Origin of the sequence: Streptomyces chrestomyceticus JCM 4735 (assembly GCF_003865135.1) — a bacterium.
Lineage (GTDB): Bacteria > Actinomycetota > Actinomycetes > Streptomycetales > Streptomycetaceae > Streptomyces > Streptomyces chrestomyceticus.
Genome location: NZ_BHZC01000001.1, coordinates 8,793,299 through 8,807,941, shown reverse-complemented (window position 1 = coordinate 8,807,941; position 14,643 = coordinate 8,793,299). Strand labels below are relative to the sequence as shown.

The 14,643-nt window shown below is 73.4% G+C and carries 15 protein-coding genes; 10 read left to right on the top strand and 5 right to left on the bottom strand.

Going from position 1 to position 14,643, the window contains the following annotated elements; all coding sequences use genetic code 11:
• Window position 1: 1 nt before the first annotated feature.
• A complete protein-coding gene (locus EJG53_RS38065; protein ID WP_125048703.1) occupies window positions 2–130 on the bottom strand; it encodes a lasso RiPP family leader peptide-containing protein in 129 nt (42 codons plus the stop codon).
• 228 nt (window positions 131–358) lie between these two features.
• On the opposite strand from EJG53_RS38065, the gene EJG53_RS38060 reads away from it, so the two are divergent.
• Window positions 359–697, top strand: a complete 339-nt coding sequence (locus EJG53_RS38060) for a hypothetical protein (protein WP_125048702.1) — start codon at window positions 359–361, stop codon at window positions 695–697.
• Window positions 698–761: 64 nt separating this feature from the next.
• Here the strand turns inward: EJG53_RS38060 and EJG53_RS38055 are convergent, their stop codons facing one another.
• Together EJG53_RS38055 and EJG53_RS38050 are read right to left on the bottom strand one after the other, a co-directional pair.
• Window positions 762–1,571 (bottom strand): DeoR/GlpR family DNA-binding transcription regulator, encoded by an 810-nt coding sequence (locus tag EJG53_RS38055; RefSeq protein WP_125048701.1) that lies wholly within the window; start codon window positions 1,569–1,571, stop codon window positions 762–764.
• Between the two features lie 31 nt (window positions 1,572–1,602).
• Window positions 1,603–2,655: an NAD(P)-dependent alcohol dehydrogenase gene (locus EJG53_RS38050; RefSeq protein WP_125048700.1), complete on the bottom strand. Its 1,053-nt coding sequence runs from the start codon at window positions 2,653–2,655 to the stop codon at window positions 1,603–1,605.
• A 515-nt stretch (window positions 2,656–3,170) separates the two neighbouring features.
• Here EJG53_RS38050 and EJG53_RS38045 point away from each other — a divergent pair.
• From EJG53_RS38045 to EJG53_RS38025, 5 genes are all read left to right on the top strand, one after another.
• Window positions 3,171–5,591, top strand: coding sequence for a PP2C family protein-serine/threonine phosphatase (locus EJG53_RS38045; RefSeq protein ID WP_125048699.1), 2,421 nt, complete (start codon window positions 3,171–3,173; stop codon window positions 5,589–5,591).
• A gap of 94 nt (window positions 5,592–5,685) precedes the next feature.
• Window positions 5,686–6,432, top strand: a complete 747-nt coding sequence (locus tag EJG53_RS38040) for a DUF6084 family protein (protein ID WP_174856508.1) — start codon at window positions 5,686–5,688, stop codon at window positions 6,430–6,432.
• Window positions 6,433–6,546: 114 nt separating this feature from the next.
• Window positions 6,547–7,245: a TNT domain-containing protein gene (locus EJG53_RS38035; RefSeq protein ID WP_125048698.1), complete on the top strand. Its 699-nt coding sequence runs from the start codon at window positions 6,547–6,549 to the stop codon at window positions 7,243–7,245.
• A gap of 50 nt (window positions 7,246–7,295) precedes the next feature.
• Complete coding sequence (locus EJG53_RS38030; protein WP_125049854.1) at window positions 7,296–7,547, top strand: hypothetical protein; 252 nt, start codon at window positions 7,296–7,298, stop codon at window positions 7,545–7,547.
• Window positions 7,548–7,780: 233 nt separating this feature from the next.
• A complete protein-coding gene (locus tag EJG53_RS38025) occupies window positions 7,781–8,689 on the top strand; it encodes a glycoside hydrolase family 19 protein (protein ID WP_125048697.1) in 909 nt (302 codons plus the stop codon).
• A 95-nt stretch (window positions 8,690–8,784) separates the two neighbouring features.
• On the opposite strand, the gene EJG53_RS38020 is transcribed toward EJG53_RS38025, so the two are convergent.
• Together EJG53_RS38020 and EJG53_RS38015 are read right to left on the bottom strand one after the other, a co-directional pair.
• Entirely contained in the window at window positions 8,785–9,066 is a 282-nt protein-coding gene (locus EJG53_RS38020; protein ID WP_125048696.1) for a hypothetical protein, read from the bottom strand.
• A 124-nt stretch (window positions 9,067–9,190) separates the two neighbouring features.
• The gene (locus EJG53_RS38015) at window positions 9,191–10,075 is read right to left on the bottom strand and encodes an aminoglycoside phosphotransferase family protein (protein WP_125049853.1); all 885 of its coding nucleotides are present in this window, start codon (window positions 10,073–10,075) and stop codon (window positions 9,191–9,193) included.
• A 450-nt stretch (window positions 10,076–10,525) separates the two neighbouring features.
• On the opposite strand from EJG53_RS38015, the gene EJG53_RS38010 reads away from it, so the two are divergent.
• The 4 genes from EJG53_RS38010 to EJG53_RS37995 all read left to right on the top strand — a co-directional run bounded on the left by EJG53_RS38010 (window position 10,526) and on the right by EJG53_RS37995 (window position 14,554).
• Complete coding sequence (locus EJG53_RS38010; protein WP_167515229.1) at window positions 10,526–11,650, top strand: NB-ARC domain-containing protein; 1,125 nt, start codon at window positions 10,526–10,528, stop codon at window positions 11,648–11,650.
• Window positions 11,638–12,774 carry a tetratricopeptide repeat protein gene (locus tag EJG53_RS38005; RefSeq protein WP_125048694.1) on the top strand — a complete coding sequence of 379 codons (1,137 nt, stop codon included), beginning with the start codon at window positions 11,638–11,640 and terminating at the stop codon, window positions 12,772–12,774. Before EJG53_RS38010 ends, EJG53_RS38005 begins: the two co-directional genes overlap by 13 nt.
• A 215-nt stretch (window positions 12,775–12,989) precedes the next feature.
• Window positions 12,990–13,187 carry a PLP-dependent transferase gene (locus EJG53_RS43070; RefSeq protein WP_244955511.1) on the top strand — a complete coding sequence of 66 codons (198 nt, stop codon included), beginning with the start codon at window positions 12,990–12,992 and terminating at the stop codon, window positions 13,185–13,187.
• Between the two features lie 65 nt (window positions 13,188–13,252).
• The gene (locus EJG53_RS37995) at window positions 13,253–14,554 is read left to right on the top strand and encodes a benzoate/H(+) symporter BenE family transporter (RefSeq protein ID WP_125048693.1); all 1,302 of its coding nucleotides are present in this window, start codon (window positions 13,253–13,255) and stop codon (window positions 14,552–14,554) included.
• Window positions 14,555–14,643: the final 89 nt, after the last annotated feature.

Sequence of the window (14,643 nt, the reverse complement as noted above, 5' to 3'; positions counted from 1 at the left end):
GTCAGCCCGTCGGCGGGATCTGCCAGTACCAGGGGGCGTAGCCGCCCTCGAAGAACGTGCCGACGCTGGTACCGAGCGTCAGCTCGGCGAAGCCGCCGAGCTCCTCCACCACGGGCGGTTCGTACATCATGTCCGCTTCCACCGTGCTCCCCTCTCCGCGCGGCGCCCCGGCTTCCCGACCGCTTCGGGACCGCCGGGCCCTGCGCGCCCAGGGCCTGCCCAACGCCGCACCGCCGTACGCCGGACGGCGGCCGTCTTCACCCGGCGGAGTGACGCGTCCGGGGGCGCAGGCGAAACGCGCGCCGGGGCCCGGTGGCGCCCCCGCCGGAAGCGGGGTGCGGTGTGGCACCGTCGGACCATGAACGCGGCATCCGACATCCGGTCCCAGGCCACCACCCTCACCCGCGACCTCGGCGGGCCGTGGCAGCCGGACGACGCGGACCGCAATCTGGCCCTGGCCCTGGTGCTCGCCCGTGACGACAACGGCGGCCGGCTCACCGCCCCCGTCATCACCCACATCCTGCTCAGCGCTTCCTGGGGCCTGAAGCCCATCGGCGCGATGTACCAACTGCTGGCCTGTACCGCCGACGTCCTGGACGACCCCGGCCAGCGCGACTCCGAGACCGGCCGGGAAGCACTGGCCGAGGTCAACCGCCTTCTCGACACGGTCGCCGCCCTCCCCCCGGACGGCATCTGAACCCGAGGAAGACGGCGCTTCCGGCACCATCCAGCGCATCTGGCGCATCCGACCGGGCCCGGTCTCACCCCGCGCCCGGCTCCACGACCTGAACGGCGGCGCCGGTGGCCCGCAAGGCCGCGAGTTCCTCGGCGGGAGCCGCCCTGTCGGTGACGACCGTTCCGTAACGGGCCGCGGTGCCGTACGCGTACGTGGCCCGCCTGCCCATCTTCGAACTGTCCACCACCAGGGCGGCCCGGCCGGCGGCGGCCAGCATGGCTTCCTTGACCTCGACGTACTCCCGCAGCGGATGGAAGAGGCACCCGTCGAGGACGGCGGTGGCGGACATCAGCACCAGGTCGGCGTGGCACCGGGCGAGAGCACGGGTGACCTCCGGGCCGGTACAGGAGTTGAACTCGCTCTGGTACCGGCCGCCGAGCAGCGTGACGTCGACTCCGAGTGCCCCGCCCAGGCGCTGCGCCAGGCCGACGGAGTTGGTGACCACGGTGAGCCGCGCGTCCCGGTCCCGCCGGGCCAGCATCCCGGCCAGCGGGTAGAGCGTGGTGGAGTCGTCCATCAGCAGGGTGCTGCCCGGCGTGATCAGGCCGTCCACCGCCGCGCACAGCGCCGTCTTGGCCGCCAGGCCGGCGCTCTCCCGGAAGCGGGTGGCGGTCTCCATGGTCAGCGCGGGGAAGGCGACCGCCCGCCCCCGCTCCTTGCGGAGCAGCCGACGTGCGGCGAGGTCGTCCAGGTCGCGGTGCATCGTCATCAGGCTGACGCCGAAGCGGTCGGCGAGCGCGTCGATGCGCAAGGCGCCATGGTCGGCGACGTACCGCAGGACGTCCTGCCGCCGCTGTTCGACGGCGGCCTGTGACAGCCGTGCCTTGGCGGGCATCCGGCGTTCCTTCCCTCCTCCCCCGTGGCGGTCAGCCGGACAGCGGGCACACCAGGGGCTTGATCGTCGTACGGTCGCGGGCGGCCGCGGTGAGGGCCTGTTCCGCCTGTTCCAGGCCGTACCGGTGGGAGACCAGCCGGTCCAGCCGTACGTCGCCCGAGGCGGCCAGGGCGATGGCGGCGGGCCAGGTGTTGGCGTACCGGAAGGTGCCGGTGACCTCGATCTCGAAGTTCTGCACATGGGCGAGCGGCAGCGGCACGGTGTCCCCGCCCATTCCCACCAGCACCGCGCGGCCGGCCCGGCCGACGGCCCGGATCGCCTCGTCGGCGACGGCCGGGACGCCGGAGCACTCCAGGAGCACGTCGGGGACGTACCCGGTGTCGGCGAGCCGGGCGGTCCGTACGTCGACGGCGTCGGTGGCGCCCAGCTCGCGGGCCAGCGCGAGCCGTTCGGGTGCGATGTCGGTGACGACGACCTCGGTGGCGCCGAAGGCACGGGCCGTCTGGACGGCGACCAGGCCGATCGGTCCGGCGCCGGTGACCAGCACCCGCGAACCGGTGCCGACCCGCCCCTTGCGCGCCGCCCACACACCGACGGACAGCGGTTCCAGCAGGGCAGCGGTCTCGGCCGTCAGCGTGTCGGGGACGGGGCGGGCGAAGTGCTCGTCGATGACGACGTACTCGCACAGGGCGCCGTCGACCGGCGGTGTCGCGAAGAAGGACACGTCGGGGCACAGGTTGTAGCGGCCGTGGCGGCACTGCGTACAGGTGCCGCACGGGATGCCGGGTTCGAGCGACACCAGTTGCCCCGGCTGGTGCAGGGAGGCGCCGGGGCCGAGGGCGGCGACGGTGCCGCCGGGTTCGTGGCCGAGCACCATCGGGGCGCGGACGACGAAGTCGCCGATCCGTCCGTGCTCGTAGTAGTGCACGTCGGAGCCGCAGATGCCGACGGCTTCGACGCGGACCAGCACCTGCCCCGGCCCGGGGACCGGCACGGGCCGCTCCTCGATCCGCAGGTCCTTCGGCGCGTGGAGTACGGCGGCGCGCATGGTCGCGGGTACGTGGGCGGGCAGCGGTGCGGGCATGGGCGGGCGTCCCTCGGGAGTCGGCGGGCGGCATCGCGCGGATGACGGTGGACGGCGTGTTCGGCGGAGGTCTGCTGCATTGTTAACACATTTTGCGTGAAGTCGCTGGGGGCTGGAGCCGCGCGGGTCGGCCCGTCCCGGCGCCTTGTCCCCGGCGTCCCCGCCGCCGGTCCCCCGTTCCCGGCGCCCCGGTCTCCGCTGCCGGCACCGCGGCGGACCGATCGATTCCGGTCAGTGGCCGCTCGCCTCCTTGCTCTTGGAGGCAGTAGGACAAAGGCATGGGTCATTACCGGCCACTTCTCACGGTGATCGGATGGGCGCTGTTGAATATCAGCCGTCATGAGGCAGGCTCCCCCGACCGGTCGCGTGCGGGTGCCTTCCGTACGCCGTCCGCAGCGACCGCGGGACGGGCGCGGGTGCCTTCGAAGAGGCGACGAGGTGCCATGGTCCGGTGCGACAACGGCGTTGCCGGTTCCCGGCCGGAGGAGGGCGGTCCCCCACGGGGGAGCGAGCCGATGACCGGGGCCGTGCCGAGTGCCGCGCGTGTCGCGGAACTCCTCGTCAGGCATCTCGGGTGCGACGCGGCGCAGGCCCGTGCCTGTGCGAGCGGGCTGCTCGGACTGCTGGAGGCTCCCTCGGCGGCCGGCGAGGCGAGCATGCGGGGAGGGGGCATACGGCTCGAAGGCGTCGCCGATACGAACCTCCCGGGCCAGGCGGTGCCCGTCCCGGCGCGTTCCGGTGCCGGAGCCGTTCCCGGTGTCCCGGGGAACGGCTCGGCCGCCTCCGCCGGAACGGTGCGCGGCACCGGAAGCCTGACCGGCGACGCGGAACACCACGCCCTGCGGACCTCCCTGGCCGACGGCCGTGCCGGAACGGTCCCGCACGGCTGCGACCCCAGCCCCTCCCACGCCCCCGGCATCAGCCCCGGCCCGACCGACGACGCCGTGGACCTGGCCACCGCCCCCGGCCCGGTCGAACTGGCACAGCGGCTCTACGAACGGGTCAAACCCTCGGGCGCCACGGCGGTGCTGCTGGCCGTCCTCGACATGGAAGGCGTACTCCGGATGACCGGAGCCGCCGGCCCCGCCGCGCGGGCGGACGGCGACTGGTCGCAGGTGCCCCTGCACCGCGTCCTCCCGCTGGCCCGTAAGGCCGCAACGGACCACCAGGTGTGGCTCGACGACGAGTCCGGCGGCCGGACGCTGACCTGGATCTCGGCCAGGAGCGACGCGCCGGACACTCCCTGCCACCCCACCGGAGCCCGGGAATCCGCCATCGGCACGGGAGCGAGGACGGCCACCGGCACCAACGCCCTGGTCTGCGTCGTCAGGCCGGGCTCCGCGCCCCCGTCCCCCGCGGCCCGGGCGCGGCTGGAGGCGCTGACCGACTGTGCCGGGCGGCGGCTGCGCGGACTGGCCGCACTGGGGCTGCCGGACGACGGCGTGCGGGCGGCCTGGCTGGGCGCGGCCCTCGACGCCGTCCCCGTACCGGCGGCGCTGCTCTTCCCGGTACGCGGCCCGCTCGGCCGGGTGGTCGAGTTCACCGTCGACCGCTGCAACGCGCACGCCACCGGCCTCCTGGGCCGTACGCCCGAGCAGATCACCGGCAGCCGCCTGCTCGACGTCTTCCCCGGCATGCTCCTCTCGGGGATCTTCGACGCCTGTGTGACGGTCCTGGAGACCGGCGAGCCGCTGGACCTGGACCCGTTCCCGTACGAGGAGCCGCGGCGGGGCGTCCTGCATCCGGCCCTGCTGAGCGTGCGTGCCCGGCGGGTCGGCGGCGGGCTGCTGGTGAGCTGGCAGTTCCACGACGAGCAGGCGCGGCTGACGGCCCGTATCGACGACGCCGAGCGGCTGGCCGATCTCGGCTGGGCGGAGTGGAACCTGGCCACCGGCGAGGCCACCTGGTCGCGGCGGATGTACGACATCTTCGGCCTGGCCCCGGGCAGCGGCCCGTTGTCGCTCGGCGCGCTCTCCGGGTACGTGGTCGAGGACGACCTGCCCGCCGTCGTCCGGGCCGTGCAGTCGCTCTCCCGCAACCACGGCCCGGTGTGGTTCGAGGTCCGTACGCGTGCCGCCGGCCGGCTGCGCCACGTGAGCGTCAACGCCGAGCTGGTCCGCGACAGTCTCGGCAACCCGGTGGCGCTGCGCGGGGTCGTCCAGGACGTCTCCCGCGTCCGGCGGGTGGAGGCGGCGCTGGACGCCTCCCGGCGGGAGGCCGAACGCCGGCAGCTCCGGATGGCCGAGGAACTGCAACTGGCGCTGCTGCCGCGGGCCCACACCGCCCTGCCCGGCCTGCGGGCGGCCATCCGCTACCAGCCCGCCGAGAACTGCGCCCGCGTGGGCGGTGACTGGTTCGAGGCCACGCCGCTGCCCGACGGCCGGGTGCTGATCGCCATCGGCGACGTACTCGGGCACGGTCTCCAGGCCGCCGCCGGGATGGCGCAGTTGCGCAACGCGCTGCTCGGGATCGCGTACACGGGTGCCGACGCGGCGCACGTCCTCGAATGCCTCAACCTAGTCGCCTTCCATGGCCACGACGAGTCGCTGACGGCGACCGCCGCCGTCGGTCACTTCGACCCGGTACGGCGCACGCTGTCCTGGGCCCGCGCCGGTCACCCGCCGCCCGTGCTCGTACGCGGCGGACGGGCCACCGAACTGGTCAACGACGACGGAACCACCCTCGGCGCCAGCCTCGATCCCGGCTACGTCTGCAAGACGCTTTCCCTGACTCCCGGCGACCGTCTGATCCTCTACACCGACGGCCTGGTGGAGCGCCGCGCCGACCGGGCCGGCGACCGCGAGGACCTGCTGCTGGCCGCTGCCCGCCGAGGTGCCGCCGGCAGCCCCGAGGAACACTTGGAGACCCTGCTGTCCGTCCTGCACACCAATCCGGAGGACGACACCTGCGTCATCGTCCTCCACGTGGGGAGTTGAGCGACGATGCCCGTCACCACCCGCCGTGCCCCGGCCCGGGCGCGGCGCCCCGCGGCCCGTACGGCAGGTTCCGGCAGGCAGGAAGGGGACGCCCGTGGCTGACCTCGTCGTCGCCTGTTCCGGTGTCCGCCCCGAGCCGTGCGCGGCGGCTCCCACCCTGCTCTTCCGGTTGCGCGTCGAGGAACGCAGCGGCCTGGACGTACGGGCCGTGGCCCTCCGGTGCCAGCTTCGTGTCCAGCCGCACCGGCGGGTGTACAGCCGGCTGGAACAGGCGCGGCTGGCCGTCCTGTTCGGCACTCCGGACCGCTGGGCCGCCACGCAGCGGCCCTTGCAACTGGCCACCGTGACGGTGATGGTGCCGGGCTTCCGGGACAGTACGGAGATCGACGTGCCGGTGCCGTGCTCGTACGACCTGGAGGTGTCCTGCGGCCAGTACTTCCATGCCCTGGAGGGTGGCCAGGTGCCGGTGCTGATGCTGTTCAGCGGGACGGTCTTCTCGGCGGGGCAGGTCGAGATGGTGCCGTGGGACCAGGAGTGCACGACGGAGCTGCCGGCGGCCGTGTGGCGCGAGGTGATGGACCTGTACTTCCCCGGCAGCGGCTGGCTGCGGCTGCGCCGGGAAACCCTCGACGCGCTCCAGAAGTTCAAGCACGAGCGGCAGCTCACCACGTGGGAGGAGACGGTCAAGACGCTGCTCGACCGGGTGGGGACGAGTCCGGTGGACGGGGGCGGCTCCGAGGGCGGAGAGGGCCGAGGGGGCGGGGACGGCTGCGGCACTGAGGACGGAGAGGGCCAAGGGAACGGGGGCGGAACGCGGGACAGCCGCGGGGAAGGCCGGTAACCGCCGGGAACCCGCCCCTGGCCGGAAGGCGACGCGCCCATGACACCTGTCGAGACGGTACGTCTACTCTGCGGACCGTCCTGATGGATCTTCAGCGCGCGAAGGAACCCCCGCATGAACCCGAACCGCATACGCACCATATGCGCCGCTCTCGGCCTCGCCGCCGGCCTGCTGGCGGCGCCCGCGGCGAGCGCCGCGCCGCAGCCGGAGGACCGGGCCGCCACCGCACCGGCCGCGGCGTCGCGGCACCAGCCCGAGCCCTGCACGGGCGCGTACCACGGGGACGCCCGGCTCGGGCCGAAGTGGCTGCCCGGGAAGCAGCAGGCGCCCGTGGGCCCGCTGCTCAAGGGCTACCAGAGGACCGGGAAGCTGTCGGACCCGGCCTTCCTGAAGAAGTACTGGGAGGGGCCGGCGGACACGGGCGGCTGGAAGTACCCGCCCAACGACGGTTTCGGCGAGGTCAACGGCACGGTCGACAAGGAACCCGCGAAGCTGCGCCCGGGCCAGCGGCTGGACCGCTTCGGCTCGGAGTTCGGCGGCTTCCTGGCCCCGGCGGGCGACGCGTACGCCGAGCGCTCGCTGCCGCCGCAGAATCTCAACACACGCGAACCCGCGGCGCCTTGCGACTACCACGTCTACAAGGTCGCGAAGCCGTTCTGGGTGTGGCAGGGCAGCATCGCTCCGTGGTTCGAGCAGCCCGGCGGCGGACAGCAGATCAAACTGGACGCGGTGTTCCTCGACCCGGGCCAGGGGCAGCGGCTGAACGTGAAGTGGCTCGTCGAGCACGGCTTCCTCACCCGGGTGGCCACCTGAACGCCGGGGCGACAGGCCGCCGTGGTGAAGTGACCACCGTGGCTTCCTCCATGGACCGGGACGCCCCCCTCGACCGGCACGCGGTGCGCACAGCGCTGCGCGCGGCAGGGGTCGCCGACGGCCACTACCGCATCGAAGGCGTGCACGAACCGGTCCCCACGCCCCCGGACTTCCTGTTCCTGCGACAGGCACCGGACGGCGCGTGGGAGACCGGCGCGTACGAACGCGGCGCCCATCACGTCATCGGCCGCCACCCGGACGAAGCGGCGGCCTGCGCCCATCTGTTCCGTCTGCTCACCTGACCACCCCACCGGGTCGGGCGTCCGTCCTGCCCGTTTCGCCCGAACCGGTGACCGCTTGTTGTCCGATCCGGAATCTGGACCTCTGCCATCTTGACTGGTACAGACCAAGCGAGTTGAGTACCACCCAACCTGTGATCGCGCTTGCGAACCGGAGCGCGGTCCGTGGCCCTCGTCGTGCGCCGGACCGTCCGTCGCCGACCGAACGCGGCCCTGCCGCACTGAGGAGTGATCACATGTTGCTCAAGCAGCGTATAGCCGCCGTGCTCTCCGCCGCCGCCTGTGCCGCGACCCTCACCGTCGCTGCGCCCTCCGCCACGGCAGCACCCTCCTCCGGCTCCGCGGCACCCGCCGCGAGCTGCAACTTCTCCATCTGGACCGCCGGCAAGGCGTACCGCACCGGAGACATCGTCAAGTACACGAACGGTCAGTACTACCGCGCCACGCACGACAACCCGGGGTACGACCCGGTCATCAGCACCTGGTACTGGGAGCCGTACAACTGCGGTGGCGGCACCAACCCGTCCGGCTTCGTGGTGAGCGAGGCGCAGTTCAACCAGATGTTCCCGAACAGAAACCCGTTCTACACGTACAACGGTCTGAAGGCCGCCCTGAGCGCTTACCCCGGGTTCGCCAACACGGGCAGTGACACCATCAAGAAGCGCGAGGCCGCCGCCTTCCTCGCCAACGTCGGCCACGAGACGGGCGGCCTGGTCCACGTCGTGGAGCAGAACACCGCCAACTACCCGCACTACTGCGACCGCAACCAGCCGTACGGCTGTCCGGCAGGCCAGGCGGCCTACTACGGCCGCGGGCCGATCCAGCTCAGTTGGAACTTCAACTACAAGGCGGCGGGCGACGCGCTCGGCATCGACCTGCTGCGCAACCCGAACCTGGTCCAGACGGACGCGGCCGTCGCCTGGAAGACCGGCCTCTGGTACTGGAACACCCAGCGCGGCCCGGGCACGATGACGCCGCACGACGCGATCGTCAACGACCGCGGCTTCGGCGAGACCATCCGCAGCATCAACGGCAGCCTGGAATGCAACGGCGCCAACCCCGGCCAGGTCCAGAGCCGGGTCGACAACTTCAAGAAGTTCACCCAGATCCTGGGCACGTCCACGGGGGGCAACCTGACCTGCTGACCCCGCGCCGCGGCGGACTGAGCAGGTGAGCCCGCACACGGGAGCCGGCCCCGGATCGCGCACCTCGGCGGTGTGACGGCGATCCGGGGCCGGCCTCAGCGGCGCTCGTCCGGCGACCGGGCGTCGGAGTCCTGACCGCGCCGGCCGTCCTCGTCGCCCCCGTCGTCCACGTCCATCAAGGCGACCAGCGGGCTCAAGCGGCCGATCTCCACCAGGAGATCGCCCATCGCCGCCCGCGCCCCTTCGACGGCAAGGGCACCCTTCTGGGCCCACTCCTCGCCCTGCTCCCGGATACGGGCTTCGCCGACCGGGGACAGCGGCTCGTCGGAGCCGGGCAACGGCCCGCCGTACCAAGGCGTACCACGCCGTTCGGTCATGCCGCATTGTCCTCCCGGGATGCGGGAGATCGCCATGGTGAGCCGTGGCGGGCCAACGTGAGCCTTGGCCGTCCTCAACGGCTGCCCCGTACCGCACCGGGCTGCGGCCGTGCCCCCACGCTGCTCACCCCTCCCCCAGCACCGCCCGGATCACATGCCGGGCGTTGCACGCCATCGCCGGGTTCGTGCGCCGGTAGTACGGCAGCGCGATCAGCGCCTGCGAGAGGGTGCGGCCCCGGCCCCGGCGCCAGGTCGCCTCGTCCACGCCGAGCGCCTCGCGGAAGACCTTCCTGGCGTCGGGCGGCAGCAGGTTCCACGCCGGGAAGAGGTCGCAGGCCGGATCGCCCGCTCCCGCGCACCCGAAGTCGATCACTCCCGTCAGTCTGCCGCCGTCCACCAGCAGGTTGCCCGGCATCAGGTCGGCGTGCAGCCAGACCGGCGGCCCGTCCCACTCCGGGGCCCGCAACGCGTCCTCCCATACGGCGGTCACCGCGTCGCAGTCGACGTCCTCCTCCGGGACGCCGCGCAGTTCCTCGATCGCCGCCCTGGTCCCCGCGTCGAGCGCGGCGAACGGCCCGCCCCGGTGGGCCGTCGGCGCCCCCGGTAGGGTGACGCTCCGCATCGCCGCCACGAACCCGGCCAGGTCCCCGGCCAGCAGCACGGGGGCGCTCAGCGCCCCCGCCTCGGGGTTCGCGCCCGGGAGCCATCGGTACACCGACCACGGCCACGGGTATTCCCCGGCGGGCTCCCCGGCCCCCAGCACCTCGGGGACGGCCACGGGCAGCCGGGGTGCGAGGCGCGGCAGCCACTCCCGTTCCATCAGCACGTCCCCGGCCCCGCCCGCGATGAGCGGCAGCCGTACGACCATGCCGTCGCCGAGCCGGTACATGGCGTTGACCGTGCCGCCCGACGGGAACCGCCGCACGGCAAGCCCCGCCCATCGGGGGAACTGCCCGGCGACCAGCCGCCGTACGAGGTCCTCGTCGACGGGCTGCTGGGAGTGATGCATCTGCTGCCTTTGCTCGGCGCTCATGGGGCGCCATCCGACCGCCCCGCGTCGACCGGCGTCAAACGGTTTCCGGGGCCGTCGGACGATGAGCGTCAAAGAGATGTCCTGCGCACTGGGAGCCGCTGCGCGGGGACGCTCTGGCCGCCGGTGAGACCGCCCGTGAGGTGCTACCGGCCGGTGCCGAGTGGGTCAACAACACCGGTGGCCCGAACCTGCCGGACTTCCGCTTCGCGGCCGGGCCGTACGACGCCGAAATGGCGCGGCTCGCGCGGGGCTGAGGCGCTTCCGGCCGGGTTCCTCCCGGTCGACGCCCTGGCCCGGCCGTCCGCCGAACCGATCTTCACTCGCGGGAGTGGAGCTGTGCCCGGCTCCCGGCACCGGTTCCGCTTGCGCGGGACACTCGACGGGCCGGAGGGACGGGTCGGAGTGTCGGGGCGGAAGGTGGCGGCGGTGACGACGGAGGAACAGAACAGCCAGGGCCGCGAGCTGCCCGGAGCGGACGTACGCAACGAGGTGTCCGCGCCGGTCGGGGGCCATGTGGTGCAGGCCGGGGTGGTGCACGGCGGGGTGCACCTGCATCCGGGGCGGGAGCGCCCGGTGGTGCCGCACCAGTTGCCCGCCGCGCCGCGGGTGTTCACCGGCCGGGCCGGGGAACTGGCCGCGCTCACGGCCGCGCTGGACGACGCGGCGGACACCGGCGCCACGGTCACGATCTCGGCGCTCGGCGGCGCCGGAGGCATCGGCAAGACCTGGTTGGCGCTGCACTGGGCACACCGCCACCTCGACCGGTTCCCCGACGGCCAGCTCTTCGTCGACCTGCGGGGTTTCACCCCCGTCGGCGAGCCGGTGACGGCGACCGAGGCCGTACGCGGATTCCTCGGTGCCCTCGGCGTGGACCCGGCCGGCATGCCGACGGACCTCGACGCGCAGGTGGGGCTGTACCGGAGCCTGGTCGCCGGCCGGCGGCTGCTGATCGTGCTGGACAACGCCCGTGACACCTCGCACGTGGCCCCGCTGCTGCCGGGGAATTCGGCCAGTACGGTGCTGGTGACCAGCCGCCGTCAACTGGCCGGCCTGGTCACCACCCACGGCGCCCGGCCGCTGGACCTGGACGTGCTCCCCGAAGCCGAGGCCCGCCAGTTGCTGGCCGGTCACCTGGGCGACGCGCGGGTCGCCGCGGAGCCGGCGGCGGTGGACGCGTTCCTGGAGTGCTGTGGCGGACTGCCGCTGGCGCTGAGCATCGTGGCCGCCCGCGCCACCGCCCACCCCGGCTTCCCCCTGCGACTGCTCGCCGAGGAACTACGGGACCACACCACCCGGCTCGACGAGCTGGACGCCGGTGAGATTCCGCTGAACCTGCGGGCGGCGTTCTCGTCCTCGTACGCCGCGCTGACGGCCGAGGCGGCCGTCCTGCTCGGGCTGGTGGGGCTGGCGCCGGGGCCGGACATCGGCCTCCCGGCCGCGGCCTCGCTCGCCGGGCTGTCCGTGCCCCGGGCCCGCGCGCTGCTGCGGGAGCTGGAGACCGCGCACCTGGTGTCGCAGCCGTCCCCGGCCGCTACCGGATGCACGACCTGATCCGCCTCTACGCGTCCGAACAGGCCCACGCCCACCAGGCGGCGGACAGCCGTGACGAGGCGTTGCGGCGGCTGGTGGACTTCTACCTGCACACGGCCTACGCCGGTGACCAGGCGCTCGATCCGCACCGTGAGTCGGTGGCCCCGGCCCCGCCCCGGCCGGGCTGCCGCCCTCTGCCGCTGCCGGACGAGACAAGGGCGCTGGAGTGGCTGGACGCCGAACACCCCTGCCTGATGGCGGCGCAGCGGCTGGCCGTCGAGCGGCGGTGGCACCGGGCCGTGTGGCAGTTGGCGCCGACGCTGCACACCTATCACTGGCGGCGCGGGCTGCTCGCCGATCAGGCCGCCGTCGCGAGCGACGGGCTGGCCGCCGCGCGGCATCTGGGGGACGAGGCCGCCCAGGCTCCGGCGCACCGCCTGCTCGCCGAAGTGTGCGCCCTGATGGGCCGGCACGCCGAGGCGCTGGAGCGCCTGCACCAGGCGCTGGCCCTCGCCGAACGTACCGACGACGTGCCGAGCCAGGCACACACCCACCGCGTCCTCGCGTGGGCCTGGGGACAACAGGGGGAAGCCCGGTCTGCGCTGGATCACGCGACCCGTTCCCTCGCGCTGTTCCAGGCGCTGGAGGACCAGGAGTGGGAGGCGCGCGGCTTCAACCAGTCGGCGTGGTACTCCGCGCAGTTGGGCCACTTCGAGCAGGCGCGGGCGTACTGCGAGAAGGGCCTGCTGCTGCACCGCGGCCACGGCAACCGCAACGGTGAGGCGCTGTCGCTGGGCGTCTACGCCTACCTGGGGCTGTGCACGGGCCGGTACGCCGACGTCCTGGAGCACGGCCGGCAGGCCCTCGGTCTGCTGCGCGACATCGGCAACACCTACCACGAAGCCGTGTTGCTGCACGGCCTCGGCCAGGCGTACGCCGCCCTGGGCCGGCCCGGCGAGGCCCGTGAGGCGTGGGAGCAGGCGCTGGAGCTGTACCGGAGCCAGCACCGGTCGGGCGAGGCCAAGCGCCTGCAACTCCAGTTGTCCGAGCTGATCGAGCGGGAGCGGGAGGGCGAGCGGGACCCGGGCGAGGCGCGTCCGCCGGACACCCCTCCGCCTCCTCCCGACGGCCTTCCGCGCGAATAGGGCGGACGGGGGTGGCGCTGGTCGGCACGGCCGGCCGGTTCGCCGCCCTCACCCGGTGCGGCGGGGACGGGAACGGCACGGCGGCCGAGGCAAGGTGCCATGGGAGCGGATACGGCAGATATCGGCCACGGCTCAGGCGCCGGCCGCGCGCTTCGCCGATCATCCGCACGTCAGCCGGGTCGCGTGCCCGGAGGCCGCCGATCGATCCCGGCCACATGATCGCGTCCCGGCAGCCGCGCGACGGCTTCAGTGGCATGCTGTCCCTGCACGTCAACGGCGACTGGCAGCGTTCCCTGCGTACGGCAGAGAACGGCGAACTCTTCACCCGGGCCACGTCCTTGGGCGGGGTGGAGAGCCTGGTGGAACACCGCCGCGCCTTCGAGGGGCCGGACAGCACGTCCCCAAGGACATGATCCGTCGGTCCGGAGGACCCGGCCGACCCGGAACAGGCACCGGAACGCGCCGCAAAGGAAGACCGTTGAGTTCGGACACCACCAGCGACATACCGCCGACCGGCACCCCTGCCCCACCGACGGCCCCGGCCCCCGGTGGCGCCACGGAAGGCTCACCACCGGACGGCTCGCCCCGGATACGCCCGTCCCTGTTCCGCGACGCCTCGTTGTCGGCCGTGCTGGCCGGCTTCGTCGCCGTCGTCGTGTCGTACTCCGGGCCGCTGGTCATCGTGCTGGCGGCCGCCCACGCCGGGCATCTGGACCAGGGCCAGACCAGCTCCTGGGTGTGGGCCATCTCCATCGGCAGCGGCGTCACCTGCATCGCGCTCAGCCTGCGCACCCGGATGCCGGTCATCACGGCCTTCTCGACCCCGGGCGCGGCGCTCCTGGTCACCAGCCTGGGCGCGTACTCGTACGCCGAAGCCGTCGGCGCCTTCCTCGTCACCGGGGCCGTCATCACGCTCGTCGGGCTGACGGGGGTGTTCGGGCGGCTGATGCGGCAGATTCCGACGGCCGTGGTCTCGGCGATGCTCGCGGGCATCCTGTTCTCCTTCGGCACCGGGGTGTTCACGTCGCTGCGGACCGCGCCGTGGATCGCCGGCGCGGTCCTGGTGGCGTATCTGCTGGGCAAGCGCTTCGTCGCGCGGTACGCGGTGCTGCTGGCGCTGGCCGCCGGTGTGCTGTTCAGCGCGGTCACCTCGCGGCTGGACATCCACATCGACCATGTCGAGCTGGCCAAGCCGGTGTTCACCGCCCCGTCGTTCTCGGCCGGTTCGCTCATCGGCATCGCCGTACCGCTGATCCTGGCCACCCTGGCGTCGCAGAACGCGCCCGGTATGGCCGTACTCAGCGCGTCCGGCTACCGGCCCGACGACCGGCTGCTCATCGGCTCGACCGGGCTGGCCTCCACGGCCCTGGCGCCGTTCGGGTCGCACGCGATCAACCTCGCCGCGATCACCGCGGCGATCTGCACCGGCCCCGAGGCGCACCGCGACCCGCGCCGCCGGTACGTGGCCGGTGTCTCCTGCGGCTTCTTCTATCTCCTGGTCGGCGCGTTCGGGTCGACGCTCGTCGTGCTGTTCGCCGGGCTGCCCAAGGAGTTGGTCGCCGCGGTGGCCGGTGTCGCGCTCTTCGGTGCCCTGGCCGGCGGCCTGACCGCCGCGGTCAAGGAGGAGAAGGACCGCGAGGCGGCCCTGATCACGTTCCTCGCCACGGCGTCCGGGGTGACCATCGCGGGCATCGGTTCGGCGTTCTGGGGGCTGGTGTTCGGCGTCGTGGCGCACCTGGTGCTGACGCGGCTGCGTTCCCGGAAGGCCACGGCGGTCTGATCTCCGGAGCGGTGCCCGAGCCGTACGGGCGGCTTGCGCACCGCCGCCGGAGGCCGCTGCCCCTGCGGCGTTTCGGCCGGAACCGGGGC